Below are 25,212 nucleotides of genomic sequence, written 5' to 3' on the forward strand. Positions count from 1 at the left end.
GGCTGTCACTTACTTTCCCAGCCACTTGGCCAGCACTTTCTGCTGGGCGGCAGTGGGGTTGGCCACGGGCTGCACCGTGAACTTGCGGTCCGGGTTGGGCAGGGCCTTCAACGTGATGTCGCGCGTGAGGCCGTCGCGGCGCACCTGCAGCTTCACTTCGGTGCCCACGGGGCTGCTGATGAGTGTTTTCACCGTTTCGTCGCTGGGCGCGGCTCCGTTGATGAGCAGCACTTCGTCGGTGGCGCTGAGGCCGGTGTTCCAGGCCGCGCCGTCGCGCACCACGCTGGTCACGAGTAGCTTACCGGTGCGGTTCGAGAAGTTGGCTCCGAGCGTGCCATCGGTGCTCAGCGGCGCGCTGGTCAGCAAGAGGCCGGCGTAGCCAAGGGCAGTGCCGAAATCGATGGGCTTGGTGTTATAAACGCTGTTCTGGAAGAAGTCATCGAAGCGGCGGCCGGCCACGGTGGCCACGGCATCCTGGTATTCCTGGTCGGTGAAACCGCGCTTGGCTTTCACGTAATACGTGTCGTAGAGCAGGCGCATTACGTCGTCGAGGTGCTTCGCGCCGTTGGTGGCCTGGGCAATGTTCAGGTCAAGCCAGGTACCAATCAGGTCACCTTTGGAGTAGTAGCTGATTTGGGTGTTATTGGCGTTTTCATTGGGCCGGTAATACTTAATCCAGGCATCGAAGCTGGATTCGGCGGCCGACTGAATGCGGTTGCCGGGCGTGTTTTCCACTTCCGTAATGGCATTGCCCAGCTTGCCCAGGTACTCGTCGCGGGTCAGCACCCCGGCCCGCTCCAGAATCTGCTTGGAGTAGTATTCGGTCATGCCCTCGCTCACCCACAGCATGTGGGTGTAGTTTTCCTGGTCGTAGTTGAACGGCCCCAGCGCCACCGGGCGGATGCGCTTCACGTTCCAGAGATGGAAATACTCGTGCGCCACCAGGCCCAGGAAGGATTTCATACCGGCATCGGTGCCGTAGGTGGTGCGGCTCACTTCCAAAGTGGTCGAATACAGGTGCTCCAGGCCGCCGCCGCCGCGCTCCAGGTTATGCACGATGAACACATAGTGGTCGAGCGGATTCTGGCCCACCACGCGGTGCGCTTCCTCGCACACACGCTTCATGTCGGCCACCAGCTTGGTATCGTCGGCGGTGTAGGTGCCGTACATGGCCACTTGATGCGGGGTACCGTTGGCGGTGAATTCCAGCACTTTCTGGTTGCCGATTTCAATCGGTGAATCAGCCAGCTCGTCGTAGCTCGCGGCCTTGTAGGTGAACTTGGCCGGGCCAGGGCGCAGGGCCGTGCTTACTTTCTCCCAGCCGGCGGCGGGCTGCACGGTCAGCGTGCTGCCCAGCATCTTGTTATCGGCCGGGTACATGAACACGCTGCTGCCGTTAAGGTAGCCGTGGTCGGCATCGATAAACGAGGTGCGCACGCTCAGTTCGAACGCATACACCCGGTAGCTCACCCGGAAGCTGGCCTGCTTGGGGTGGCGCACCCGCCAGGTATTCTTGTTGATTTTCTCCACCGCCAGGGCCTGCCCGCCGCTGGTTTGGGCCTCGAAGCCCTCCACGTTCTTGGCGTATTCGCGCACCAGGTACGAGCCGGGTGCCCACACGGGCATTTTCACATCGGTATAATCGGCGGAAAAGCCGCCCAGCTCCATCTTCACCTCGAAGTAGTGAGACTGCGGCTGGGGCATGGCCAAAGTGTAGCGCAACGTGGGCACCACGGCGGCCGGCCGGGCACTCACGCCTTCAGTTGCCAGCAGTAGCCCCGCAAATGCAGCGGCGCGAAGTAGTCCGTTTGAATTTATAAGCATTCGAAAAATGTCTAAATGGGAAGCAAGGGCACAAAGTAAGCCCCACGGGTTGCCTCCAACCTAGCGGGCAGCCCAGCCGTTAGGAGCTAGCGTGGCGCTTTTCCGGCGGCCCCGCCCTTTTGCCGGACTTTTGTATGCGATATATCTGGATGATTTTTGTGGGACTACTGGTGGCGATGGTGGCCATCCTGCCGCGCCTGGGCAAGCACCAGCCCGCCCAACCCGCGACGGATACCTCGCTGACCGACTCCGCGCTGCACGCCCGGCCGGCGTCCCTGCGCACGGCCCCCAGCGGCTCCCTCGCGGCCCGCGCCGATAGCATTGTAGCCTTCGGGCTGGCCCAGCGCGGCACGCCCTACGTGTACGCCGGCACCTCACCGCTCACCGGGTTCGACTGCTCGGGGTTCATCATGTATACCTTCGCCCATTTTGGGGTGCCGGTGCCGCATTCCACGGCCCTGCTCATTGATGTGGGCCGGCCCGTAGCTCGCGCCGAAGCGCAGCCCGGCGATATCGTCGTGTTCACCGGCACGGCCACCACCAGCACCACCCCGGGCCACGCCGGCATCGTGATATCGGGTCGGGGCGAGGTGCCGCTGCGTTTCGTGCACGCCTCCTCGTCGCGCCGCGAGCCGTTTGTGAAGGTGAGCCAGGTAGAGAATTCTGATTACGAGCGGCGCTTTATGCAGGTGCGGCGGGTACTGGGGCCGGGCACTGGCATCGTAGCCACTGCGCGGCCGAAGCCATTATCGGTCCCGGCCAGCACGCCGCCCGTAGCCGCGCTGCCCGCCCGCCGGGTGGCCGTGGAAGAAGTGGCCGCGCCTGTACCCGAAATCCCAAAGCGGCTGGCTACGAAGAAATACTCAATAGCAGCGACCACCGCAAAAAAGAAAGCATCGGTTAAGAAAGTGCCAGTCAAAACGGCAATCAGAAAAGCGCCAGCCAAAGCTTCTGTTGCGGCTAAGAAGAAGCCAACGCCCACCATCAAGCGTAAGCTACCGGCCAAGCCTGCTCATCCAACTACCAGGAAGCGACCGGCTACCAAGGCCAAAAAGTAAGCAAGCCAAAACCGCTTAGACGCAGCGATGCCCGGCCTGCCTTTGCCGTCCCACAAAAGGGCGGCTGGGCAAACCGGGCATCTAATCCTTCAAATCTTACCAAGCGGCGAAACTGGGGTGCAGTTCCGGCGTCTTCAGATAAGACCTGGCCGAATGTGGGCAGCCTTAGGAGCTACCCCACGAAGCTGTTGTTAGGCGCGTACTGCGGTGAAGCGTACGACATTCGACAGGCTTGGCAGGATTTGTTTGGGACTACTAGACATTTTGTACCTCCTTTCTTTACGTTCGACATTGCCTCAATTTCGCAGCCCAGCACCTTAGGGCCGCTCAAATGGGGTCGTAGCACTCACTACTGAGCGGTAAAGTTAATAGCGGGGGCTAAGGTTCAAAATCTACCCGCCTTTTTTGGGGCGATACGGCCCAAAAAATGGCTTTAGGACTGATTCACAGCCCTATTATTTTTCTGGCAAACTGCGGAATTTCTCCTAATCAATCAGGCGCATAAACTTGGCCGTAAACTTGCCACGTCGCTGATAGACTATCAACTGGCTTGGTCTGTGATTTTTTTGCTTACCTTTTCCTCTCAAACCCATCTCATCCAACCTTCAGAAATGAAAAAAACCTTGCTCTTACTGGTTGCTCTCGTGCTGGGCCTCGCTGGCATGGCTTCCGCCCAAACCATGTCGCCGCTGGGCATCTGGACCAACTCGGAGAAGAAAGCCACCTTTGAAATCTACAAGTGCGGCGACAAGCTGTGCGGCAAAATCGTAAGCCTGACCATCCCCAACGACCCCGCCACGGGCAAGCCCAAAACCGATTCGCAAAACCCCGACCCCAAGCTGCGCAGCCGCCCCCGCCTGGGCCTGGTGTTCATGCAGGGCTTCAAATACGATAGCGACAACAAGTGGGACGACGGCAAAATCTACGACCCCGAAACCGGCAAAACGTACTCCTGCTACATGAAAATGGAAAGCCAGAACACGATGGAAGTGAAAGGCTACATCGGCTTCTCGCTCATCGGCAAATCGCAGACTTGGACGCGGGTGAAATAATCCCGGCGTCCGGCCTCCTGCCTGGCCAGTGCTACGGCCGGCTTTCTTCCCAGAAAGCCGGCCGTTTTTTTGTGGCACGGTATCGGCAATGCGGCGATGAATTGGGCTTATTTGGCCATATTTGAAGGTTAATCCCGCCCGCCGCTCCCAAACTATTTGCCCGAGACGGTGTTTCGACTTCACTGACCTCCCCTATTTTGTTCGATTTCATTCAGCAGTTGTTCCGCCCCAAAGCGGCCGCCCCGGCGGCCTGGCACGCCGTGGCCCTCACGCCGGCGCAAGCCCGGCGCCACGCCCGCTGGGTAGAGCAGCGCGTGTTCCTGAACTGGCTGGAACCCTACTACAAGGCCTACCACCTGCGCAAAGGCGGGGCCGGCGGCAGCCGGGGCCTGCAGGTGCAAATCATGCACGAGCCGGGCCGCCAGGGGGCCATGTTTTTCTTCGACCCGACCATTGGGCCGGGAAATTTCCGGCATTTCTACGAGTACCTGGGCGAGCGCCTGCTGGGCCTGGGCTATCACCGCGCTTGCGCCGACCAATGCACCCAGCGCAAGCAGCACCTGCGCGAAACGGTGCTCAAGCAGCTTTTCAAACCTAATCCTACCGACTGCCCCAAAACCGGCAACTGCAACCAGCGCTTCGGCCTGGTTACCATTGATTTGGTAGCGGTGAACGGGCAGCCGATGTTCATTCGGCTGGCCAGCAATGCGGTACTGCAACCCGGTTTCACCGCCGCTAGCTCGTTCGATGAATTGCTCCAGCAGCTGCTCGATGCCCCGCCGCCCACCCCGGCCACCCAGGCATTGATAGCCGACTACCACAGCCAGTTCTAACGGCTCAGCACTGTTGTACCAAACACAAAAAGGCCGCTCCCGAAATGGGGCGGCCTTTTTGTGTTTGGTATGCGAATTATGCGAAAGGGCTAAGCTATTCTCGCACGAATTGGGCCCGGCCCAGCATATCGCCAGCGGAGCCGAGCAGGCGTAGGTAGTACAGGCCCGGCGCCAGGGCGTGGGTGTCGAGTTGGGGTTGTGCCGTGCGCAGGGCCTGGCGCAGCACCACGCGGCCGGTGGCATCAATTACTTCGGCCCGGGCGGTGGTGGCGGGCACGGCAGCGAGTTGCAGCTGGTCGTGGCAAGGCACAGGAAATAGGGTGAGCGGGGCCAGGCCGGCGGTGGCGCGGGTAGCCAGGGCGAGGCTGTTGTCGCGCACGGGGGCGGGGGCGGGCAGGTCCAGAATCCACTGGTCGGGGTCGACGGCGATGCTGGACACGGTGCCACTCACGGCAAACTGGAACGTTTGGGTGGCTTGCGCCTGGCGCAGGCGCACGGTTTGCGTGGTGCCGTTGGTGAAGGTGAGGCGGTAATCGACTTCGGTATCGAAGAAAGGCGTGACGGCAGGCACCGAAGCCGTTTCGGTCACGCGCAGCACGCAGGTACTGCCCACCTGATTCCACCGCCCATTGAAAGTAGGGTAGCCATTGCCCCGGAACCACTGCTGGAAGAAGTAGGTAAGCGAGCGGCCAGCCTCAGCCTCGAAGATGCGCTGCAAATCGGCCGTGTGCGCCGTGGAGGCGCGGTAAGTGGTCTGGTACGTGCGCAGGGCGCGGAAAAACTTCACATCATCGTTCAGCAAGTAGCGCAGCATGTGGATGACGGCCGCGCCCTTCTTGTAGGTCAGGGCCGTGCTGAAAATACGGTTGACGTTGGTAGTATCGGCTACGTACACGCTGCCGGAATTCTGCTGCGCCGTGGCGTGGGCGTTGTCCATCCAGGTGCGGGCACTGGCGGGTGTGGTAAAGGTCTGATACGAGATGTATTCGCCGTAGGAAGCGAAACCTTCATTCAGCCAGATGTCTTCCCAGGAAGCACAGGTCACGTTGTCGCCAAACCACTGGTGGAACAGCTCGTGCGCGGTGAGGTTGAAGAAAAACCCGTCCTGCGTGGTCATGGTCTGGTGCTCCATGCCGCCGCCGAGGCCCAGCGGAGCCATGCTGTGGCCATATTTCTCATCGGCAAACGGGTAGAGGCCGACCAGATTGGAGTAGTTTTCGATGAAGCCGGGCGTGCGGTCAATCTCGCTCTGGTAGTAGGTTAGCGCCGCCTGGTTGTATAGGTAGTTGACGATGGGCACCGTGGGGCCACCCGTGGGGTGGGCGTAGTTAACGTACTCCACATAGGGCGCCACCGACACCGAAATCAGGTAATAATCAATTGGATGGCGCGACTTCCACTCGTAGCGCACCTTGTTGTTGGGCAGGGTTACGGTGCGCGCCAGCACGCCGTTGGAGCCCACTTTGTTGGGCAGCGTAGTGGTCACCCACACGTCGCTGGAATCGGCCTTATCGGTGAGCACCTGCTTGCACGGGAACCACTCATGAGCCGAAAACGGCTCCGACAGGCTGTAGGTGATGTTGTAGGGAATGTACGTGCTGCCAATCTGGCCCTGGGTGCGGTTGCTCAGGCCATTGCCGATGGCGGCCGAGTTGCCGCTCGGGGCCGTGCCGTGGTAGTAGATGCGGGCATCGGCCAGGGCATTGGCGGGGACCACCTGGGCCAGCTTCGCGTTCACGTCCTGTCCCACCCGCCGGATGCCGGGCGAGCGTTTCCCGTTCACCACCACCGAGTCGATGAGCAGCGTGGCCGTGCCGGCGGGCGAGCCCGCCGGAGCCTGATACAGCTCAAACGCCAGCGAATCAAGCGCCTGATTGCCCACGCGCACCCGCATCAGGACCGAGCCGGCCACGTTCAGCGAAGTATTTTCCAGGTTCAGGTCGAGCTTGTAATACTTAACGTCGTAGCGGTTCATCTTGGCGCGGTGCGCCACCGAGGAGGTCGCCGTGCGCTGGGCGTTGGCGATGCGGCCCGCCGCGCACACCAAGCCGGCATCCGGACCAGCCTCAATCTGACGAGGTGCAGAGACCGTAGATTGCGCCAGCAGCGGCAGGGGTGCACTAAGCAAGGCACTGGCAAATAGCGCGTAAATGTGACGATGCATAAGGGAAAGGTGGAGAATTGATGAAATTGAATCCGACTTGTGCCGGTGGGAAATCAAGTATTCGAAGGTACGTTAGCTGAGGTATAAATGGCTTGGCCAACAAGGGGTAGTGTCCTGCTTACTATTGACCCGGGCGGGCGTATATTTCGGCTTTATCAGGATTTAATTTGCTTTTTTCCTTTTGGCATGCTCTACCGCCCCCACCTGCCTCACCCATTTTTAGCTGGCTTGCTGGTATTTATACTCGGCTGGCTGGGACTGGCAGGGCCGGCGCGGGCTACGCACATCGTGGGGGGCGAAATGGAGCTGGTGCACAATACCGGAGAATCCTACACCCTGCTGCTCAACTTATATTTTGATGCCTACAACGGCAGTCCCAGTGCCCTCGATGCCGACCTGACGGCCAGCATTTTCGACAAGGCCACCAACAACCGGATGATGAACGTGCTGCTGCCCCTCACCAGCAACACCTTCGTTAGCTACACCAACCCCGCCTGCGCCAAGCCCACGCTCAGCACCCGCAAGCTGGTATACAGCAAGATGATTACGCTGCCGGCTGGTACTTACAACGGTCCACAGGGTTATTACGCGGCCGTGGAGCGCTGCTGCCGGAATAACTCCATCAGCAACATTGTGGACCCTGGCGCGGCAGCCCAAACCTTCTACCTTGAGTTTCCGTCGGTGGTGCGGCGCGGCCAACCCTTCTACGATTCTACGCCGCGCATCTTCCCGCCCCTGGCCGACTATGCCTGCCGCAACGAGTTGTTCTACTACGACTTCGGGGGCCAGGATGCCGACCAGGACTCCTTGGTGTATGAGTTGGTGACCCCGCTCAACGGGCATTCCAGTGCCGGTCAGCCGAAGCCGGCTTCGGCCTCGCCGGGCCCTTACTCCACCATTACCTGGCAGCCGCCGGCCCCGGCCCTGCCCGGCCAGCCGGCGCTGCCGCCCCTAGGCACTCTGAATCAGATTCCGGGCACGCCTACGCTGCAAATTAACCGCTTTACGGGGCGGCTCACGGTGCGGCCCAGCAACCTGGGCCTATTCGTGTTCGGCGTGAGCTGCTCGGAATATCGCAAAGGCGAAAAAATTGGCGAGTCGCGCCGCGACTTCCAGCTCATGGTCCTCAACTGCCCCACCAACACCAAGCCCAGCATGGTACTGCTGCCGGCCACCGCCAGCAACGCGCCTTACCGACCGGGCCGCGATACCCTGCACCTGGTACCCGGCGGCAACCACTGCGTGCGCCTGCGCTTCACCGACCCCGACCCGAACTCACGCCTCGCGCTGTCGCTCAGCCCGGTCAATTTTTCGGGCCTGCTGCCGGCTTTCACCACAGCCACCAGCGGCGCGGTGCGCAGCCCGGGTCAGCCCGACACGCTGACGGCCACCCTCTGCTTTCCCGACTGCATCAACACCCACGGCAAGGTTTTTCTGCTGGATGTGGTGGTGGGCGACGATGGTTGCAGCCTGCCCAAGCGCGATACCGTGCGCGTGGCCTTCACGTCGGTGCCGCCGCCCAATTCGCCACCGACACTCACCACCACGGCCGGGCCAGCACTGCCCTTGCACGTGCGGGTGGGCGACCTGGTAACCTTCAATCTGACCGGCGCCGACCCCGACAACGACCCCATTCAACTGGAAATGACCGGGCGGGGATTTTCTCCTGGCAGTCTGGGGGCTTCTCTCACCCAGGCCACGGCCGGCAACCAGCAGCTGGGCCGCTTTAGCTGGCGCGTGGACTGCCGGGCCGTGGGGACTGATTCGCTGCTGGTATTCCAGTTTGCGGCAGCCACTTCGCCCTGTGAAGCGCGACAGGCGACTACGGTTTCGGTGCCAATTATCGTCCGCTATGCCAATACCCCACCGGTGCTCACGGCCAGCCCGGCTTTCCCGCTGCCCACGGGCACAGGGCTGCCGCCTGTGGTGCGCCTGCCGCTGGGGGCTACGTTCGCCACTACGCTGGCCGGGGTCGATGCCGACCGCGACGGCCTGACCCTAACGGCCACCAGCGAGAACTTCTCGCTGGCTGAAGCCGGCATGCACTTCACGGCCCAGAATGGCGTGGGCGTGGCCGCCGGTACGTTCCGCTGGGATGTGAGCTGCGATGCCGTGGTGCTGCACCGCCCGCTGGAGGTGACCTTCCAGCTGGTGGATGCCACCTGCCGGCCCGCCCCCCAGAAGCAAACCGTCCGCTTCGAAATTATCCGGCCCGATTCGCCGGAGCTGAAGCTCTACAACATCATCACCCCCAACGGCGACCGGGTGAACGACGAATTCCGCCTGCCGGAACTTCCGCTCAACTTCTGCGACGAGCAGTTCGCCAACGTCCGGATTTTCTCGCGTTGGGGGCAGCAGCTATTCGAGTCGCACGACCGGGAATTTCACTGGCCCGGCGAAGGCAGCGGCGGTATCTACTACTATCTGGTAACCTACACCGATGGCCGCTCTTTCAAAGGCTGGCTGGAGGTGAAGCCTTGAACGAACCTTCCCCCTATTTTCAATGCAAAGGGCCGCTCCAGCTGAAGCGGCCCTTTGCATTGAAAATCAATAATCAATGGCAGGACTTTTCAATTTTAATACATAAAAAGAAAGACAGCAAACAGGGCAACCCACAGCACATCGATGAAATGCCAGTACGTGCTCATGAGCTGCAATTGCCGCCGGTAATACGGGTTGCGAATGAACACGAGCGAGCGCACGGCGTCACGGCCGGCGTGGGTCACGCGCAGCAGCAGCGCCAGCAAAAACAGCATGCCGCCCAGCAAATGGGCCACGTGCAGGGCCGAAATCAGGTAGATGAACTGGCCGCTGCTGGTGCTGGTGCGGCCCTGAAAGAGCACGCCCTGCGTCATCAGCTCGCGCCAGCCCAGCACTTGCAGGCCAGCGAATATGCAGCCTAGCAGCAGCGTGGCCCCCAGGCAACGGGTTAGGCTGCCCAGGTCGTCCTGCGCGTAAAGGCGACGGGCCTGGCCCATGGTGTAGCTGCTCACCAGCAGCACAATCGTGCTGAGCGAAAAGTAGCGGGGCAGCGCGTGCAGCCCGGTGGGCACCCCGCTGCGCAGGCGGGTGGTCACGTAGGCCGCCACGAGCATCACGAACATAATGGTGATGGCGACCATGGCCAGATAGCCTGCCACCAGCAACGGCGGCAGGCGTTCGATACGGCCAAACGACGACGAGTTGTGCCGCGCTCCAACCTGCTTATTATGTTCGAATTCGGAGTTCATGAGGTAGTGCCAAGGAGGCCTACTACCAAAACTAACCAGGTGATAATTAGTTGCACAGTCACCCGGATTTGCCCGAAAGTTGCGCTATTTAAAGAACGACCCAATCTTGCCCAGCACGGCATTGAGCGTGATTTTGGGGGTGCGCTGCACGCCGAAGGTCACGTAGGTCTTGCCGCCTACGCGCAGGTCGAGCACCCAGCCCAGCTGCCGGGCCAGGTCATTGATTTGCTGGAGCGGGTCGGGGCCGCTGGCCTTGGGGGTTTTGGGAGCGCCCGGCGGCTTGGGCGGGCTGGCCGTGAGCTCGTCGAGCACCTGCTGGCTGGGGATGTTCAGGATGAGGTAGGTACCGGCGGCGGCCAGCTGCAACGCATGGCCATTCCAGTTGATGACCAGCTGGGCTTCGATTTCGAGCGCGCTAGGCACCGGGGGTAGAGGTGCTGCTGGTGGGCAATTGGGGCGCGGCCGGCTGCTCGCCCCGCGTGCGGATGCGCAGGGAGCCGTTTAGCTTCCAGGTAGCGGCGGGGGCGTTGGGGTTTTGCGGGTTGGGCACTTGCACCTCCATTTGGTCGAAGGCGCAGCTTAGCTCGACGCCGCCCGAGAGTTTACTGAGCAGCGAGGCGGCCATATCGGCCCAGTTGGAAGAGGAGGAATCAGGCATAAAACAGCAGAAAGAGGATGAAAAACCAATGGCCACAACAGGCCCGCCGGCCGCAAAGTACGACCTTTGCCCCTGCTAACGCAATGCGCAAGCCAGAGTTGCTGCTTCATCCGCCACGCCGGAATCCTGCGTAAAGCCCCTCCGACTGCTATCATTATTTTTCGTCCAATGAGTTTTCCCAATATCCGCTCCCCTTACGCGGCGGTCTTTTTACTATTGATTTCGGCTCCGGCCCAGGCCCAGCTTTCCAAAGAAGCCGCTCGCTTTCCCCGCATCGCCGACATTTCCGACCTGACTTTTGAGCCCAGCGGCCCATTTGCCGACGATGCCGCTTCCGCGGGCCTGGGCGAAGGCCAGAACCTTCAATACGAGCTGCTTGATGCTGAGGGCAAGGCCATCGTAGCCCCGGCCGGGGCAGGGGCCCCAATGAGTAATTCTGCGAAGGCGAAACTGGAGGCCACGCTGATGCAGTGCCGGAGGAGCATGGCCCCAACGCTGGTGTCGGTACCAGCCGGCACTTTCAGCTGCTACCCGGTTGCAAGCCCATATGACCTGACCAACGCGCCACTGCCCGGCCTGAACATGAAGAGCGGCGGCAAGCAGGTCGATTATTACGCCCCCGCCGTCGGCCTCATCAAAACCGATTACTACGATAGCAACGGCCAATTGCTGCAAAGCCGGGTGCTGAGCAAGCTGCGGTAGCGCACGGCCCACGGCGCAGGCTGCTACCTTTGGGGCCTCCAAACCCGCCTCCTCACTCCTGCTGCCCATGAAGCTTATCGAATGCCCGCGCGACGCCATGCAGGGCCTGCCCGACTTCATTCCCACCGCCACCAAAACCGCCTACCTCAACACGCTGCTGCAAGTGGGGTTTGATACGCTGGACTTTGGCTCTTTTGTGTCGCCCAAAGCCATTCCGCAACTGCGCGACACCGCCGAAGTGCTGGCCGGCCTCGACCTGAGCACCACCCGCACCAAGCTCCTGGCCATCGTGGCCAACCTGCGCGGGGCCGACACTGCCCTGCAACATCCCGAAATCAGCTACCTGGGCTTTCCGCTTTCCGTTTCCGAAACCTTCCAGCGGCGCAACACCAACCAAAGCCCGGCCGAAGCGCTGGCCGAGGTAGCCGCCATGCACGAGCGCTGCGAGCAGCACGGCAAAACGCTGGTCACCTACCTCTCCATGGGCTTCGGCAACCCCTACGGCGATGCCTGGAATCCGGAAATCGTGACCGATTTCACCGCTAAGCTGGCGGCGCTGGGCATCCGCATCGTAGCACTGTCCGATACCATCGGGGCCAGCACAGCGACCACCATTGAGCCGCTATTTTCCGCCTTGATTCCGGCCTTCCCGGGCATTGAGTTTGGGGCGCACCTGCACACCACGCCTACCTCTTGGCAAGAGAAGGTGGCTGCGGCCTACGCGGCCGGCTGCCGCCGTTTCGATGGGGCCATTGGCGGCATTGGGGGCTGCCCCATGGCGGCCGATGAGCTGACGGGCAACATGGCTACGGAGAATTTATTGGCTTTTCTGGCCGAAAAGGGAGTAGATTCGGGACTGGACCCGGCGGCGTTCGGGCAGGCCCAGGCGGCGGCGGGCCGGGTCTTTGGGTTTCATTAAAACTTCGTGCTGATGCCGACCACCGTCGATATTTTCATTCCCTGCTTCGTCGACCAGCTCTACCCGGCCACGGCCATGCACATGGTGCGCGTGCTGGAGCGGGTGGGCGTAAAAGTCAATTACAACCCCAACCAAACTTGCTGCGGCCAGCCGGCCTACAACGCTGGCTACGTGGACCAGAGCCGTGCCGTGGCCGACAAATTCCTCACCGATTTTGCCGCCCCCGCCGCCGATGCCCAGCGCTACATCGTGAGTCCGTCGGCCTCGTGCGTGGGCATGGTGCGCAACAGCTATTCCGATTTGTACGCCGGCCGGCCCGAACAGGCCGCCTGCCAAGCCGTGCAGGGCCGCGTGTATGAGCTGACCGAATTTCTGGTCGATGTGCTGGGCATTACGGCCGTGCCGGGGGCGCGGCTGGCCGGCAAGTACACCTACCACGACTCCTGCTCGGGCCTGCGCGAGTGCGGCCTGCGGGCGCAGCCGCGCCAGCTGCTGGACGCCGTGGCCGGCCTGGAGCGCCTCGAAATGGCCGAAACCACCACCTGCTGCGGCTTCGGCGGCACGTTTGCGGTCAAGTTTGAGGCTATTTCCGTAGCCATGGCCCAGCAAAAAGTAGAGCACGCCCTCGACACCGGGGCCGACTTCATCGTGAGCACCGACGTGAGCTGCCTCATGCACCTCGAATCCTATATTAAAAAGGAGAAGCTGCCGTTGAAGTGCCTGCACGTGGCCGATGTGCTGGCCAGCGGCTGGTAATCGGTGCCCGTCCTTATTCCTGTTTTCTCTTCTTTATTCTTTTCGTGCAGCATTATTTATCCGGCCGGCTCTCGCAGTATTTGCTGCTGCTGGCCTGTCTGGCGGGCATTGCAGGCCTGCTGGCCTCCCGGGCGCTGATTGCCATTGCGCCCATCGTGGGGGTGGTAGCGGCCCTGGCCAATCCGCAGCTACGGCAGGCCATTCCGGGCTATTTCCGCAATGGGGCGGCCATGCGGGCGGCGGCCGTAGTCGTCTTTCTATTGATAAGCGGCCTTTATACCACCGAACTGCTGGTGTGGCGACACGAACTATTCCGCGACCTCACCTGGCTGGCCGTGCCACTGGCCTTCACGCTGGCCGTGCCCCTCACGCGGAGGCAGCGCCTGGCGGTGGGCAGCACGTTTGTGCTGGGGGTAGCGGCTGTAGGACTGGCCACGCTGGTGCAATATTGGCAAAACCCCACCTCGGCCAATGAGGACATCTTTTTTGGGCGGAATATGCCGGTATTCACCCACATTTTTCACATTACCTTCGGGGTGATGCTGGCCTTGGCCGCTTTTTGGGGCCTGATACTGCGGCGGCAAGCGCTAGCCCACCTGCTGCTACGGGCGACCCTGCTAGCGGCAGCGGCCTTGGCAGTTCTTACCTTGCACATTCTAGCCTACCGCACTGGCCTGCTCGTGTTTTATACGGGCCTGCTGGCGGTGGTAGTACGCTTGCTACTACGCCGCAACCTGGCGCTGGGCCTGGGCCTGCTGGTGCTGCTGGTAGTGGGGCCGTGGGCCGCCTACCGGGGGCTCGAATCGGTTCACCTGCGCGTGGACTCCACGTTTTGGGACGTGGGCCAGTTCACGGATGGGAACGATATCAACGAAACGTCCCTGTCGCGGCGGCTGGTGGCCATCGAGACGGCCCATCAGGTCATTCGAAAGCACTGGCTGTTGGGCGTGGCCCCGGCCGATGCCCGCGCAGCCATGATGAACCAGTACGACTGGCAGGGTTTCGGCCTGCGGCCCGAAAACCGCATCGAAGTTCACAACCAGTTCCTGCAGGCCATGGTGGGCGGCGGCGTGCTGGGCCTGGCTCTGCTGCTAGCCGTGATGTTCTGGCCGTTCACCCGGCCCTGGGCGCGGCGGCAGCCAGCCATCGGGCTGTTTATATTGATGCAGGCCACCAGCATGCTGGTTGATGCCCCCCTGGACCTGCAGCTGGGCCTGAACCTGTTTGTGTTCGGCTATGGCTTTCTGATAGTGGCCGGCGAGCGCCGCGCCACCGAGGCGCTCGCCGCCATTGATGCCGGCGAGCGCCGAAAAACCGTCGGGGCCGGTGCCCTATAGTGCCTTGCGGATGCGGTCTTTCAGGCCCTCGGTGGCTTCCAGCAGGGGCAGGCGCACGGCGGCACCGCACACGCCCAGGGCTTCGAGCACAGCTTTTACGCCCACGGGGTTGCTTTCCTCGTACATAAGTGGGTTGAGGGGCAGCAGGTGGAACAGGCCCTCGCGGGCGGCGGCGAAATTGCCGGCCAGGGCGGCACGAGTAAGGTCGGCGAAACGCTTGGGGAAGGCGTTGGCCAGCACCGAAATGATGCCTTCGCCGCCACAGGCAATGAGGGCGGGCGTGAGCATGTCGTCGCCGGAGAGCAGCAGGAAGTTCTTGGGCTTGCGGGCCGCGATGGCCAGGCACTGCTCCATCAAGCCGCTGGCCTCCTTGATGCCGATGATGTTGGGGTGCTGGGCCAGGCGCAGGGTGGTTTCGGCGGTGATGTTGGAGGCCGTGCGGCCGGGCACGTTGTAGAGGATGATGGGCAGCGGGCTGGCGTCGGCCAGGCGGGTGTAGTGGGCAATGATGCCGGCCTGGCTGGGCTTGTTGTAGGCCGGGCTGGCCGAGAGGATGGCGGCCACACCGCTGAGGTCGGTGGTGCGCAGGGCTTCTTCGGCAGCGGCCGTATCGTTGCTGCCAATGCCGTAGACCAGCGGCACGCGGCCCGCTACGTGCTCTTTGGCCACGCGCAGCAGTTCGGTTTTCTCGGCGGCCGTGGTGGTGGGCGACTCGCCGGTGGTGCCATTCACCACCAGGTATTCAACCCCACCCTCGATGCAGAAATCGAGCAGGCGGCGCCAGCCGGCGTAGTCCACGGCATGTTCGGGGGTGAAGGGGGTGACCAGGGCCACGCCCGTGCCATGAAACGCGGGAAGACGGGAACCAGATTTGTTCATGCCGGGAGTTTGGGAGTTAGTTTTGTGGGCTGCAAAAGTAGCAGACCGGCCCGCTATTCAGCAGCGCTGTTTTACATGCGTCATGCAGAGCATCGCGAAGCATAGCGGGCTTACCACTTGAAATCATCCCCTTATTCCCTAGTTGCGAAGCCCGGCTTCGTGCGTGTTTCCATGAAATTTTCTTCTGCTTCCCTCCTGCTGGCGGCCCTCGCCGTGGCTGCCTGCGATTCTAAAACCGCCACCACCGGCGAAGCTGCCAAGAGCAACGCCACGGTTTCGGCCGCCCCCGCCGACTCGGCCGCCGACCCCGCTGCCGCTGAAACTTCGGGCACCAAAGCCACGGCCACCGACGAGGCCAACGCCACGCCCGCCCCGGCTCCCAGCTCCATCCCGGCCAGCAAGGCCGGCGATGCAGCCGCCATCCTGGCCCGGCCGCAGGTGCCCATCCTCTGCTACCACCAGATTCGGGACTGGACGGCCCGCGACTCGAAAGGCGCCAAGGACTACATCGTGCCCATCGCAGCGTTCAAAGCCCAAATTAAGATGCTGGCCGACTCGGGCTACCACACCATTTCGCCCGACCAGCTCTACGCCTACATGACCACCGGCGCCAAGCTGCCGAGCAAGCCCATCATGCTGACCTTTGATGACACCGACCTTGACCAGTTCACCATTGCCCGGCCCACGCTGGAGCAGTACGGCTACAAGGCCATGTACTTCGTGATGACCGTGAGCCTGGGCCGCCCCCACTACATGACCAAGGCCATGGTGAAGCAGCTTTCCGACGAGGGCAATGTTATCGGCTCGCACACCTGGGACCACCACAACGTGAAGAAATACCAGGGCAAGGACTGGGAAACCCAAATCGACAAGCCCACCAAAACGCTGGAGGAAATCACGGGCAAGAAAATCAACTACTTCGCCTACCCCTTCGGCCTCTGGAACACCCAGGCCTTCCCCGAGCTCAAGAAGCGCGGCTTCGTGGCCGCCTTCTCGCTGGCCGAAAAGCGCGACCAGCAGGACCCGCTCTTCACCATCCGCCGTATCATCGCCAGCGGCTACTGGAGCCCAAAGACGCTGCGCAACAACATCGTGCAGTCGTTCTAACCGACGCTCCGTTTCATAAAAAAGCCCCCGCCAGTTGCTGGCGGGGGCTTTTTTATGCGTGAATAATCAAGGCGCTTTTACGCCGCCGGTGCCGCTGGCGGCGGGCGGCATGCCGGGTGGTACCTGGTGCACCACTACCACGAAGGGGAACTCGCCCTTCATCTGGCTGTAGATGGTGGCTTCAAAGTCGGGGCCTTGGTAACGCACGGCTTCGCAGTTGGGGCAGGTCACGGGCTGGGCGGTGAGCTTGCGGCTTTTGAGCTCCCGGTTTAGCTCGCGCACGCAGCTGGCCTGGGTCGTTTTCAGCACCACATCCTGCCCGGGGCGCTGGGCGCGCATTTGCAGGCGGGCCGAGGGCGCGGTGCTACCAGACGGCACAAACGTCCAGGCTGCTTCGCGCACCGTGGCGGAGGGACCGACGTACGTCCACTCAAAAGTGAGGTGGTCGGTTACCACTTTCGGGGACGTGAGGGCCGTGGGCTCGGCTCCGATGGCCTGCAGGTCGGCCAACCCGACACACTGCGCCCGCAGGGCCGGGGCGCACAAGGCCTGGGCCAAAAGGAATGCAAAAAGAAGAAGTGCGCGCATGGATGGGAAAATGGAGGTCAAAGGTCGGTAATTCAGCCGATAGACAAAAACTTAGCCGAACTATTTGCATCGAACCAAGCTGAATATTGGGGTGTCGACCTCCCTGCCGCCTTTTCCTAATTTTCCCAGCCGCTTGTTCTAGAAAAGGGAGCCCTGCTGGCCCGGCCCTGTCGTGGTGGCGGGCGGCGCCAACGCTTGGGTATCGGCAGCATCTTCGGGTGTTCCCGCATCAGCAGGCAGCATGCCCATCAGGTCGGTTTCGGAGATGATGGGGACTTTGAAGCCCAGGGCTTTTTCGCGCTTGGCAGGTCCCATGTTGTCGCCGGCCACCAGGTAGCTCAGCTTCTTGCTGATGGAACCCGTGATTTTGCCGCCGTTGGAGGTGATGAGGTGCTGCAGCTCCTCGCGGCTGTGCTGCTCGAACACGCCCGAGATGACGAAGGTGAGCCCGGCCAGTCGGTCGGATGCCGGCACGGGCGCTTCGCCGGTTACGGCCAGTTGCACGCCAGCCTGACGCAGGCGCTCCACCAGCTCCCGGTTTTCGGGCTGCTGAAACCAATGCGCAGCGGCTACGGCAATCACACCGCCCACTTCGGGCACGGCGGCCATTTCCTCAGCCGTAGCGGCCATCAGCGCGTCGATGCTTCGGTAGTGAGCGGCGAGCTTCTGAGCCACCGTCTCGCCCACGTAACGGATGCCCAGGCCAAACAGCACGCGCGGAAATGGCACCTGCTTGCTGGCCTCGATGCCGGCAATGAGGTTATCGATGCTCTTCTCGCCGAGGCGCTCCAGCGTCACCAGCTCGGGCCGGCGGGCGGGCAGGTCGTAGATATCAGCCGGCGTACGCACGATGCCTAGCTCGAAGAAGCGGCCCACGGTTTCGGCCCCGAGGCCATCGATATTCAAGGCTTTGCGGCTCACATAATGCTCCAGCCGGGCCTTGAGCTGGGGCGGGCAGCCGCGCTCATTGGGGCAGCGGAAGTGCGCCTCGCCCTCGGGCCGCACCAATGGCGTACCGCAGGCCGGGCAAGCCGTGGGGTACTGGATGGGCACGGCATCGGCGGGGCGGGCGGCCAGGTCTACGCCGGTGATTTTGGGGATGATTTCGCCGCCCTTCTCTACGTACACCATGTCGCCGAGGCGCAGGTCGAGCAATTCAATCTGATTGGCGTTGTGCAGGGTAGCGCGCTTCACCACGGTGCCGGCCAGCGGTACGGGCGTGAGCACGGCCACGGGCGTCACAGCCCCGGTGCGGCCCACGTTGTAGAGCACGTCGTTGAGGCGGGTGCGGGCGGCCTCGGCGGGGTACTTGTAGGCAATGGCCCACCGGGGGCTTTTGGCGGTATAGCCCAGCTGGTCCTGCTGCCGCAGGTTGTCGACCTTGATGACGATGCCATCGGTAGCCATGGGCAAATCGAAACGCTTTTTTGCCCAGTAGTGCACAAAATCAAGCACTTCGTTGATGTTGGAAGCCCGTCGCCAGGTATCCGACACGGGCAGGCCATAAGCCGTCAGTGCCTCCAGAGCGGCGCTGTGGCTGGCGAAGTGCCGGCCCGGCGTGAGCAGCGAGTAAGCGTAGAAGCGCAGCTTGCGAGCCGCCACCTGGGCCGAGTTCTGGAGCTTGAGGGTGCCACTGGCCGCGTTGCGGGGGTTGGCCAGCAAGGCCTCACCGTTTTGCTCGCGCTCCGCGTTCAACTCTTCGAACACCGGCAACGGCATGAATACCTCGCCGCGCACCTCGAAATCCTGGGGCTGGTCGGGGTCGGGGCGCAGGGCCAGCGGCAGGGTTTTGATGGTGCGCACGTTGGCGGTCACTACGTCGCCGCGGGTGCCGTCGCCGCGCGTCACGCCCTGGGCAAGCTGGCCGTGCTCGTAGTGCAGGCTCATGGCTACGCCGTCAATTTTCAGCTCGCAGACATAGGCGTAGGGTGCGCCTTCCAAGCCTCTTTGCACCCGCTCATCGAACTCGCGCAGGTCGTCCTCGGAGTAGGTATTGCCCAGGCTGAGCATGGGGAAGCGGTGCACCGCCGTGGGAAACTGCTTGGTGATGGTGCCGCCCACGCGCCGGGTGGGCGAGTTGGGCAGGGCCAGGTCGGGGTGCTCGGCTTCAAGCCGCTGCAATTCGGCTAATAATTGGTCGAATTCCTGGTCCGGAATTTCCGAAATATCGAGCTGGTAATACTGGTGGTTGAGGTGGTGCAGCTGCTCGGTGAGGGCCTGAATGCGGTGCTGAATGGCGGGAGTATCGGGCATGATGGGAGTGCCGGACGCGGCAAATCGAAGTCAATTATAACAAGGGGCGCAAGCTACGGCGGAGCGGCAAAACAAGCACCAGTACAAAAAAAAGCCACCTCGAGGGTGGCTTTTTCAGCTGTTTCAGGCTCAGCGGATAAAGGCTAGTTCACCACCCGAACACCGTCAGCCAGAAAGGTGAGCTGTTGCTCGTCCTGCGTGATGGCGGCTACTTCCTGGTCGGTTTTGCCAGCGTCTTTGGCGTAGTGCTGCAACTCGCTTTTGGGCACGGTGCTGCGGTAAGCCCAGCCGCTCACCACTACTTCGTGGCCGCTGAGGTCTTTGGGCACAAAAAAGGCATAATCGCGGAAGCGGACGCGCATCTGCTGGCCGTCGGCGGTGGGCAGGGTCATCCAGCAGCCTTTGGCCTGGCACACAGCGCTGGCCTTGCCCACCAGCTTCACCTGAGCCGAATCGCGGCTGCCCAGCGCGGTGGCCAGGGCACTCATCGGCAGCGCGCCGGCTGGCGTGATGACTGCGCCGTAGGTCTGGCCGGGAGTGGCCGGGGCAATGCTGGTCTGGCCGGGCTTTTCGCCTTCCTCCTCTTCACCCTCCGCATCGGTGCCCGCGCCTTTGGGCACATCGGAATCGTGGCCATTTACTTCCTGCTGGCCCTGGGGCACCGGCAGCACGGGGTTGATGGGGGCCGAAGGAAAGAATTTCAGCAACAGCAGAATGGCGACCAATACGCCGGCGAAAGAGAGAATGAATTTCATGATTCAGGTAATGGGAAATTGAAGCAAATGGGAGGCTAGCCGCCAGTCGAAGAACAGCGTTAGAAAATGGTTATTACTGGCTAATAACCACGGCCTTGCGCAGCTTGCGGACGTAGGCCAGGCGGCGCTCGGACCCGCCCGCGCCGGTGTAATCGAAGCCCACGGTGGCCGGGTCTTCGCGCAGGGCCGACCAGGTTTTGGCATCTACTTCAGCGGGCTGTTCGGCGCCGGCCGGGATGGCCGGCTGTAGGAAATGGGCATCGGCAAAGAAGCCATTCATGCCCTGTAAAATGGCAATTTCCTGGTCGCGCACACTGGCCGATTGCGGGTCGGCAATATCGGTGTGGCTGAGCAGAGCACGGGCGGGCAGCACCTCGTGGCGCAGGGTATCGCCGGTGCTGCTGGTCACAATAAGGTGGGCCTGGGCCGTGAGTACGCGGGGACCGCGCAGCTGCAGAATAAAATTATCCTTGGTGGCCGGGTCCGAAAACGAATGGGTGGCGCTCACGGTGTTGAGCACCGTTTTACCGCTCACGCGCACACGGCTGCCGGCTGGCGGCGGAGTGTAGGTAGTGCGCGGGTCGGTAGAAGAGTTGCTTACCTCGCGCTCGGTGCTCACGCAGGAGGTTAGTTGGAGCGTGAGCCCAGCGGCCAGCAGTGCCAGCGCAGAAAGTTGAAAGGGTTTGATTTTCATAAAATGGAGCGCAGCCTAAACAAGGCCCGAGCACGAAGGTAAGAGGGAAAATGAAGCCGATGCTATATAGATAACCTACTCAAGCGGCCAGTGTGGGGGATTTTACGGCAAAAGCGCGGCATTAGGTTTAAGGCCAGCTTTATTACCCCCTCAGAACAAGCCTACTTCGACCCCCAGCGTCCAACGGGGCAATTCGGGCCACGCGTTGTCGGGCGCAAACACCGACGACAGCCGGTAGCGCACCGTGAGGGCGTAGCGGTCGACGCCCACGCGCCCGCCTACCCCGCCCCACCAGCGCCGCAGGTAAGGCAGGCCGCGCTCGGTGGTTTCGACGGAGCTGATGCCGGGGGCAGGGTCGTCTTCGGTGCTGTGGGAGGTGGCGGCCACCCAGCCGCCACCGGCCAGCAGGTCGACGTATCGGCCCACGGCGTTGCCCCGGCGGCCGTAGTTCAGGCGCAGGCTGAGTTCGGAATACAACTGGTGCAGGCCCAGGCTTTCGCTGCGGTGCAGGTTGGACGTCGGCACTGTTTTCTGGCCGTTTTGCGCCAGGCCATAGCGTTGGTAAGCATAGCCCAGGTCCGCATTGAGGGCCAGCGCCTGATTAAACCGAACCTTGAGCCGCCCACCGCCGCGCAACTCGGCCGAACGCAGCCCGTAGCGCACGCCTGCGCCGGCTTCGGCCGGGCCAGCCAGCAGGCCATAGCCCAGGTAGACGTGCCCAAAATAGCGGCGGTTGGGCCCGAAAGTTGTTTTTATGGTGTCATCGGCCACGTTGGCCTGCACCAGTACCTGCTGGGCGCGGGCAGCGGGCAGCGTCCCGGCCAGCAGGCCCAACGCCAGCAATCCGCGGCACCTCGCTCCTGCCGGTTTCAATCGCCTGTTCGGTTTCGCGGGCTGCATCATTCTGAATACGTGGCCGTGTAGCCTTTGAAATGAACGCGCAGCACATTGCCGCCACTCAGGAAACGGCGCGGCACCTGCACCACCAGCCGCTGCGTGACGGCCCGGGTTTCGTAGCGCCGCAACACGCCGCGCCGGTCGGCCAGGTTCCAGTAGAAGTAGGCGGGGTAGTTGGGTTCGGGCAGCGGCGCGGGGCTGGGGGCCACGGGCTGCTCGCGGCCCACGCGCGGTACGTTGTCGGCAGGGCTTTTGGCTTCCGGGGCGGGCACGGTGGCGGGCAGCACGGGTTCGCTCTGGTCGGCCATGAGGGGCAGCGCTTCGGCGGGCCGCAACGCGGCTTCGGGACGAATGATGACGGCAATCAGGCTATCGTGGGGCACAAAATCGAAGGTGGGCACGGCCGCAACCGCCGGTGTTTCTGGCGCAAAGTGCGCGAAGCGGGGCCGCCCATAACCGTGGGCATAATCGAAATACGGGTACAGCTCGGCCGATTTTTCCAGCCCCCGAAACACCTGCATGGCCGTGAGCTGCCGGTGCTGCTGCCACAGGCAGGCCGCGAAGCCCGCCACCAGCGGTGAGGCAAACGAGGTGCCTTCCAGCCGCTCGTAGCCGCCGCCCGGCGTAGTGGTGAGCACAATGCCGAACGCCGCCAGGTTGGGCTTGGGCCGGCGGTCGGCGGTGGGGCCGTAGGAGCTGAAATCGACGTGCAGGCCGGTTTCGGGGTCGAGGCCACCGATGGCCAGTACCGAATCGGCATCGGCGGGCGTGCCGATGCGGACCCAGTCGTCGTCGCCATCATTGCCCGCGGCGCTCACCACCAGCACGCCTTTGCGGGCCGCCATGTTAGCAGCACGGGCAATGAGGCTGCGGTGGCCGTCCATCTGCTCGGGGAAATAGCGCTGCTCGGTGTAGGCCAACGAGGAATTGATGATGTCGGCCCCGAGGCGGTCGGCCCATTCCACGGCGGCCAGCCAGGCTTCCTCCTCGGCGTAGCTCTCGCGGTGCAGCTGCTCGGTGCGGGCCAGCAGGTACTCCGCATCCGGCGCAAGCCCCAGAGCGAGCCCTGAGGAACCACTGAAGCCGCTGGGCAAGCGGCCGGCCAGGCAGCCCATCACCTCGGTGCCGTGGCTCCCACCAACGAAAACCTCGTCGCGGTTTTTAAGAAAGTCATGGGTCGCCACGATGCGCTTGCCGGCCACCAGCTCCCGAAACGCCGGGTGTTCCGGCAGCCCCCGAAAACCCACGTCAAATACGGCAATCCGCATGCCCTGCCCGGACAGGCCGGCGGCCCGCAGCGCGGCCCCATCGAGGTGGGCCGTTTGGCGGCGGGCCAGCAGGTAGTCATTGGCCGTGATGGGCTTGGGCGAACTGGCGGGGTGGTGTGCTGGAGAGCTGGCGGGTTGGTGAGCGGCTATTTCGGCGTTGCGCAGCGGCCACTCCGCCACTTTGTCCACGCCGGGCAGCGCCCGCAGCGCGGCGGCTTGCGCCGGCGTAGCCCGGCAGGCCACGGCATTGAACCAGCGGCTGACCACCGTTATGGTATCGACCCGCGCCGCGATGGCGGCCACGTAATCGGGCCGCACGGGCAGGTCGGTAACATCGAAAGCGGGCAGGTGCTGGCGGGCCCGGCGGGCCTGGGCGGCAGGCGCGAAATACCGCGCCGGGTCGAAGGGTACGCCCCTTTTGTCGCACAGCGTCACCCAGTAGCGAGTAGCGGGCGGGACGCTCCGCGCCTGGCTGCGACTGGCCGTGGGAGCCATCCACAACATGCTTCCCACAAAAAAGCTAATCCAGAACTTTTGCAAACTGCTTTTTCGGGTAGGTGATGGAAAACAGGCCGTTATTGACAGTCAGCTAATGCCTATGCCACCAGGAATTTACAGCCCGTACTTGCTCAATAGATAAATTAAGGAAGCCATGCTGGCGCCGCCCAGTTCCAATTCGCGGCGATTCACTTTATCAAAGGTGTCGGCGGCCGTGTGGTGGATGTCGAAGTAGCGCTGCGAATCGCACTTGTAGCCGATGAGGGCCTTGGGGTGCACGGCGGCTTGCAGAGGCTCGATGTCGGTGCCGGAGTGGCCGGCCGTTACTTCGGAGGCGTGGTAAGGCACAAATAATGGAGCCAGCCGGGCCAGCTTGGCCACCGTGGCAGGGTCGCCCTCCACGGTAAAGCCGCGCGGCGTGAATCCGCCCCCATCCGACTCGATGGCGGCGAGATGCGTTTCCTTGTTCTGGGCAGCCAGGCGGGCGTATTCGTTGCCGCCGCGGGTGCCATTTTCTTCGTTCATGAAGAGCACGGCGCGCAATGTGCGCTCGGGCTTGAAGCCGGCGGCACGCAGCAGGCGCAGGGCTTCAATGCTTTGCACGCAGCCAGTGCCGTCGTCGTGCGCACCCTGGGCGAGGTCCCACGAGTCGAGGTGGCCGCCCACGGTGATGATTTCCTGCGGGAATTTGCTGCCCTTGATTTCGCCCACCACGTTGTAGCTTTTTTCTTCGGGCAAGGTAATGCACTCCATTTCCAGCTCGAATTGCAGGTCGGGGTTGGCCTTGAGGAGCTGGCTGAGCTTGTCGGCGGCGTTGGTGCTTAGGGCCGCGCCGGGCACTTTGGTCACGCCCTCGGCGTAGCGCATGGTGCCGGTATGCGGGTTGTCGTCACGGGCTGAGGTCATGGAGCGCACCAGGGCGCCCACGGCGCCGCGCTTGGCGGCTTCGATGGCCCCGTTGGCGCGCTGGTCTACCGCCCCGCCGTAGGCTGCGCCGGGCTCGATGAGGGCATCGTTGAAAGGCCGGTTGTAGAACACGAACTTGCCTTTCACCGCCGCTTCGGGCAGGTTTTTCACTTCTTCCAGGCTGTGTACTTCCACCACGCCGGCCTTCAGCTTGCCGCCGGTGCTCACGGAACCGCCCAGGGCACACACGGCCACTTTAACGCCCTTGTCCTTATTTCCAATGATTTCGCCGCGCTCCTTGCTGCCGCGCACCCAGTGCGGCACCATCACCTCCTGCAAATACACGCGGTCGAAACCGGCTTTTTCCATGGTGGCTTTGCCCCACTCCACGGCCATCTGGGCCTGCGGCGAGCCCGACAACCGCGGGCCAATGTTACCGGTGAGGTAGCGTAAATTGTCGTAGCTCTCGCCGCGCAGCAGGGCTTCGTCGAAGATTTTGCGCAGGGCCAGCGAGTCGGTTTGGTCGGTTTTGGCCGCGGCAGCGGGTGCGGGGGTCGCCTTGGTCTTTTTGCGCGACTGCGCCTCGCTGTGCGCGTTGAATACCAATAGGGCGCCGGCCAAAACCAGCATTTTTTTAGCGTGACGATGCATAGAGCTACGGCCTGAATTCCCGGCCGGGGTGGCTGGGCGTGGGCGAAAGTACGGCAGCGGGCCATTGCGAGGTACGGCATTGGCCCTTCATCGAGCAGGAAAAACCCGCGGCAGCCTGGCCGGTTGCCCCGCAGCCGCATGACGGACAAAGCCGTAGCCCCATGCGGGATTACGGCTCTGGCC

At 62.7% G+C, this 25,212-nt stretch carries 22 protein-coding genes; 9 read left to right on the forward strand and 13 right to left on the reverse strand.

The features are described 5' to 3' along the window. Positions 1–9: 9 nt before the first annotated feature. On the reverse strand, positions 10–1,824 hold the full coding sequence (locus ACYU7Q_RS04275) for a M61 family metallopeptidase (protein WP_460608194.1): 1,815 nt from the start codon (positions 1,822–1,824) through the stop codon (positions 10–12). A gap of 134 nt (positions 1,825–1,958) precedes the next feature. Here ACYU7Q_RS04275 and ACYU7Q_RS04280 point away from each other — a divergent pair, with 134 nt between their 5' ends. The 3 genes from ACYU7Q_RS04280 (at position 1,959) to ACYU7Q_RS04290 (ending at position 4,767) form a co-directional block, all read left to right on the forward strand. Continuing rightward, a complete protein-coding gene (locus ACYU7Q_RS04280; protein ID WP_460608195.1) occupies positions 1,959–2,882 on the forward strand; it encodes a C40 family peptidase in 924 nt (307 codons plus the stop codon). Positions 2,883–3,493: 611 nt separating this feature from the next. Next, complete coding sequence (locus tag ACYU7Q_RS04285; protein ID WP_342298251.1) at positions 3,494–3,934, forward strand: DUF2147 domain-containing protein; 441 nt, start codon at positions 3,494–3,496, stop codon at positions 3,932–3,934. 197 nt (positions 3,935–4,131) lie between these two features. Further along, positions 4,132–4,767, forward strand: a complete 636-nt coding sequence (locus ACYU7Q_RS04290; protein WP_460608196.1) for a hypothetical protein — start codon at positions 4,132–4,134, stop codon at positions 4,765–4,767. A gap of 94 nt (positions 4,768–4,861) precedes the next feature. Here ACYU7Q_RS04290 and ACYU7Q_RS04295 read toward each other — a convergent pair whose 3' ends face one another. After that, the gene (locus ACYU7Q_RS04295) at positions 4,862–6,931 is read right to left on the reverse strand and encodes a M1 family aminopeptidase (RefSeq protein WP_460608197.1); all 2,070 of its coding nucleotides are present in this window, start codon (positions 6,929–6,931) and stop codon (positions 4,862–4,864) included. 186 nt (positions 6,932–7,117) lie between these two features. Here ACYU7Q_RS04295 and ACYU7Q_RS04300 point away from each other — a divergent pair, with 186 nt between their 5' ends. Next, complete coding sequence (locus tag ACYU7Q_RS04300) at positions 7,118–9,412, forward strand: T9SS type B sorting domain-containing protein (protein ID WP_460608198.1); 2,295 nt, start codon at positions 7,118–7,120, stop codon at positions 9,410–9,412. A 95-nt stretch (positions 9,413–9,507) separates the two neighbouring features. On the opposite strand, the gene ACYU7Q_RS04305 is transcribed toward ACYU7Q_RS04300, so the two are convergent. The 3 genes from ACYU7Q_RS04305 to ACYU7Q_RS04315 all read right to left on the reverse strand — a co-directional run bounded on the left by ACYU7Q_RS04305 (position 9,508) and on the right by ACYU7Q_RS04315 (position 10,819). After that, positions 9,508–10,161, reverse strand: coding sequence for a cytochrome c oxidase subunit 3 (locus ACYU7Q_RS04305; RefSeq protein WP_460608199.1), 654 nt, complete (start codon positions 10,159–10,161; stop codon positions 9,508–9,510). Between the two features lie 84 nt (positions 10,162–10,245). Next, positions 10,246–10,584 (reverse strand): hypothetical protein, encoded by a 339-nt coding sequence (locus tag ACYU7Q_RS04310; RefSeq protein WP_460608200.1) that lies wholly within the window; start codon positions 10,582–10,584, stop codon positions 10,246–10,248. Beyond that, complete coding sequence (locus tag ACYU7Q_RS04315) at positions 10,577–10,819, reverse strand: hypothetical protein (protein WP_460608201.1); 243 nt, start codon at positions 10,817–10,819, stop codon at positions 10,577–10,579. The genes ACYU7Q_RS04310 and ACYU7Q_RS04315 overlap by 8 nt, the downstream gene beginning before the upstream one ends. 168 nt (positions 10,820–10,987) lie before the next feature. Here ACYU7Q_RS04315 and ACYU7Q_RS04320 point away from each other — a divergent pair, with 168 nt between their 5' ends. The 4 genes from ACYU7Q_RS04320 to ACYU7Q_RS04335 all read left to right on the forward strand — a co-directional run bounded on the left by ACYU7Q_RS04320 (position 10,988) and on the right by ACYU7Q_RS04335 (position 14,533). After that, a complete protein-coding gene (locus ACYU7Q_RS04320; RefSeq protein WP_460608202.1) occupies positions 10,988–11,521 on the forward strand; it encodes a TapB family protein in 534 nt (177 codons plus the stop codon). Positions 11,522–11,588: 67 nt separating this feature from the next. Beyond that, positions 11,589–12,440, forward strand: coding sequence for a hydroxymethylglutaryl-CoA lyase (locus ACYU7Q_RS04325; RefSeq protein ID WP_460608203.1), 852 nt, complete (start codon positions 11,589–11,591; stop codon positions 12,438–12,440). Positions 12,441–12,452: 12 nt separating this feature from the next. Next, a complete protein-coding gene (locus tag ACYU7Q_RS04330; protein WP_460608204.1) occupies positions 12,453–13,196 on the forward strand; it encodes a (Fe-S)-binding protein in 744 nt (247 codons plus the stop codon). 44 nt (positions 13,197–13,240) lie between these two features. Then, positions 13,241–14,533: an O-antigen ligase family protein gene (locus ACYU7Q_RS04335; RefSeq protein ID WP_460608205.1), complete on the forward strand. Its 1,293-nt coding sequence runs from the start codon at positions 13,241–13,243 to the stop codon at positions 14,531–14,533. Here ACYU7Q_RS04335 and dapA read toward each other — a convergent pair. Then, complete coding sequence (dapA, locus tag ACYU7Q_RS04340) at positions 14,528–15,412, reverse strand: 4-hydroxy-tetrahydrodipicolinate synthase family protein (protein WP_460608206.1); 885 nt, start codon at positions 15,410–15,412, stop codon at positions 14,528–14,530. The two genes, ACYU7Q_RS04335 and dapA, sit on opposite strands and share 6 nt — an antisense overlap. A gap of 171 nt (positions 15,413–15,583) precedes the next feature. Between dapA and ACYU7Q_RS04345 the strand changes: the two genes are divergently transcribed. Next, positions 15,584–16,519: a polysaccharide deacetylase family protein gene (locus ACYU7Q_RS04345; RefSeq protein WP_460608207.1), complete on the forward strand. Its 936-nt coding sequence runs from the start codon at positions 15,584–15,586 to the stop codon at positions 16,517–16,519. A 66-nt stretch (positions 16,520–16,585) separates the two neighbouring features. On the opposite strand, the gene ACYU7Q_RS04350 is transcribed toward ACYU7Q_RS04345, so the two are convergent. The 7 genes from ACYU7Q_RS04350 to ACYU7Q_RS04380 form a co-directional block, all read right to left on the reverse strand. Next, complete coding sequence (locus ACYU7Q_RS04350) at positions 16,586–17,107, reverse strand: hypothetical protein (RefSeq protein WP_460608208.1); 522 nt, start codon at positions 17,105–17,107, stop codon at positions 16,586–16,588. A gap of 138 nt (positions 17,108–17,245) precedes the next feature. Next, positions 17,246–19,360 (reverse strand): NAD-dependent DNA ligase LigA, encoded by a 2,115-nt coding sequence (ligA, locus tag ACYU7Q_RS04355; RefSeq protein WP_460608209.1) that lies wholly within the window; start codon positions 19,358–19,360, stop codon positions 17,246–17,248. Positions 19,361–19,503: 143 nt separating this feature from the next. Further along, positions 19,504–20,115 (reverse strand): DUF4920 domain-containing protein, encoded by a 612-nt coding sequence (locus ACYU7Q_RS04360; protein WP_460608210.1) that lies wholly within the window; start codon positions 20,113–20,115, stop codon positions 19,504–19,506. A gap of 73 nt (positions 20,116–20,188) precedes the next feature. After that, positions 20,189–20,809 carry a hypothetical protein gene (locus ACYU7Q_RS04365; protein WP_460608211.1) on the reverse strand — a complete coding sequence of 207 codons (621 nt, stop codon included), beginning with the start codon at positions 20,807–20,809 and terminating at the stop codon, positions 20,189–20,191. Between the two features lie 150 nt (positions 20,810–20,959). After that, entirely contained in the window at positions 20,960–21,652 is a 693-nt protein-coding gene (locus ACYU7Q_RS04370) for a hypothetical protein (protein ID WP_460608212.1), read from the reverse strand. 56 nt (positions 21,653–21,708) lie between these two features. Beyond that, on the reverse strand, positions 21,709–23,478 hold the full coding sequence (locus tag ACYU7Q_RS04375; RefSeq protein WP_460608213.1) for a S8 family serine peptidase: 1,770 nt from the start codon (positions 23,476–23,478) through the stop codon (positions 21,709–21,711). A 108-nt stretch (positions 23,479–23,586) separates the two neighbouring features. Then, the gene (locus ACYU7Q_RS04380; protein ID WP_460608214.1) at positions 23,587–25,008 is read right to left on the reverse strand and encodes a zinc-binding metallopeptidase family protein; all 1,422 of its coding nucleotides are present in this window, start codon (positions 25,006–25,008) and stop codon (positions 23,587–23,589) included. Positions 25,009–25,212 lie beyond the last annotated feature (204 nt).

The organism is Hymenobacter terrigena (assembly GCF_054776515.1).

What these genes read in the sequence shown, in the direction of transcription:
- ACYU7Q_RS04365 (WP_460608211.1), bottom strand. Translation starts at nt 20,809, where the DNA reads ATGAAAATCAAACCCTTTCAACTTTCTGCGCTGGCACTGCTGGCCGCT.
- ACYU7Q_RS04315 (WP_460608201.1), bottom strand. Translation starts at nt 10,819, where the DNA reads ATGCCTGATTCCTCCTCTTCCAACTGGGCCGATATGGCCGCCTCGCTG.
- ACYU7Q_RS04305 (WP_460608199.1), bottom strand. Translation starts at nt 10,161, where the DNA reads ATGAACTCCGAATTCGAACATAATAAGCAGGTTGGAGCGCGGCACAAC.
- ACYU7Q_RS04275 (WP_460608194.1), bottom strand. Translation starts at nt 1,824, where the DNA reads ATGCTTATAAATTCAAACGGACTACTTCGCGCCGCTGCATTTGCGGGG.
- ACYU7Q_RS04380 (WP_460608214.1), bottom strand. Translation starts at nt 25,008, where the DNA reads ATGCTGGTTTTGGCCGGCGCCCTATTGGTATTCAACGCGCACAGCGAG.
- ACYU7Q_RS04350 (WP_460608208.1), bottom strand. Translation starts at nt 17,107, where the DNA reads ATGCGCGCACTTCTTCTTTTTGCATTCCTTTTGGCCCAGGCCTTGTGC.
- ACYU7Q_RS04280 (WP_460608195.1), top strand. Translation starts at nt 1,959, where the DNA reads ATGCGATATATCTGGATGATTTTTGTGGGACTACTGGTGGCGATGGTG.
- ACYU7Q_RS04330 (WP_460608204.1), top strand. Translation starts at nt 12,453, where the DNA reads ATGCCGACCACCGTCGATATTTTCATTCCCTGCTTCGTCGACCAGCTC.
- ACYU7Q_RS04295 (WP_460608197.1), bottom strand. Translation starts at nt 6,931, where the DNA reads ATGCATCGTCACATTTACGCGCTATTTGCCAGTGCCTTGCTTAGTGCA.
- ACYU7Q_RS04320 (WP_460608202.1), top strand. Translation starts at nt 10,988, where the DNA reads ATGAGTTTTCCCAATATCCGCTCCCCTTACGCGGCGGTCTTTTTACTA.
- ACYU7Q_RS04325 (WP_460608203.1), top strand. Translation starts at nt 11,589, where the DNA reads ATGAAGCTTATCGAATGCCCGCGCGACGCCATGCAGGGCCTGCCCGAC.
- ligA (WP_460608209.1), bottom strand. Translation starts at nt 19,360, where the DNA reads ATGCCCGATACTCCCGCCATTCAGCACCGCATTCAGGCCCTCACCGAG.
- ACYU7Q_RS04360 (WP_460608210.1), bottom strand. Translation starts at nt 20,115, where the DNA reads ATGAAATTCATTCTCTCTTTCGCCGGCGTATTGGTCGCCATTCTGCTG.
- ACYU7Q_RS04285 (WP_342298251.1), top strand. Translation starts at nt 3,494, where the DNA reads ATGAAAAAAACCTTGCTCTTACTGGTTGCTCTCGTGCTGGGCCTCGCT.
- ACYU7Q_RS04345 (WP_460608207.1), top strand. Translation starts at nt 15,584, where the DNA reads ATGAAATTTTCTTCTGCTTCCCTCCTGCTGGCGGCCCTCGCCGTGGCT.
- ACYU7Q_RS04375 (WP_460608213.1), bottom strand. Translation starts at nt 23,478, where the DNA reads ATGTTGTGGATGGCTCCCACGGCCAGTCGCAGCCAGGCGCGGAGCGTC.
- dapA (WP_460608206.1), bottom strand. Translation starts at nt 15,412, where the DNA reads ATGAACAAATCTGGTTCCCGTCTTCCCGCGTTTCATGGCACGGGCGTG.
- ACYU7Q_RS04300 (WP_460608198.1), top strand. Translation starts at nt 7,118, where the DNA reads ATGCTCTACCGCCCCCACCTGCCTCACCCATTTTTAGCTGGCTTGCTG.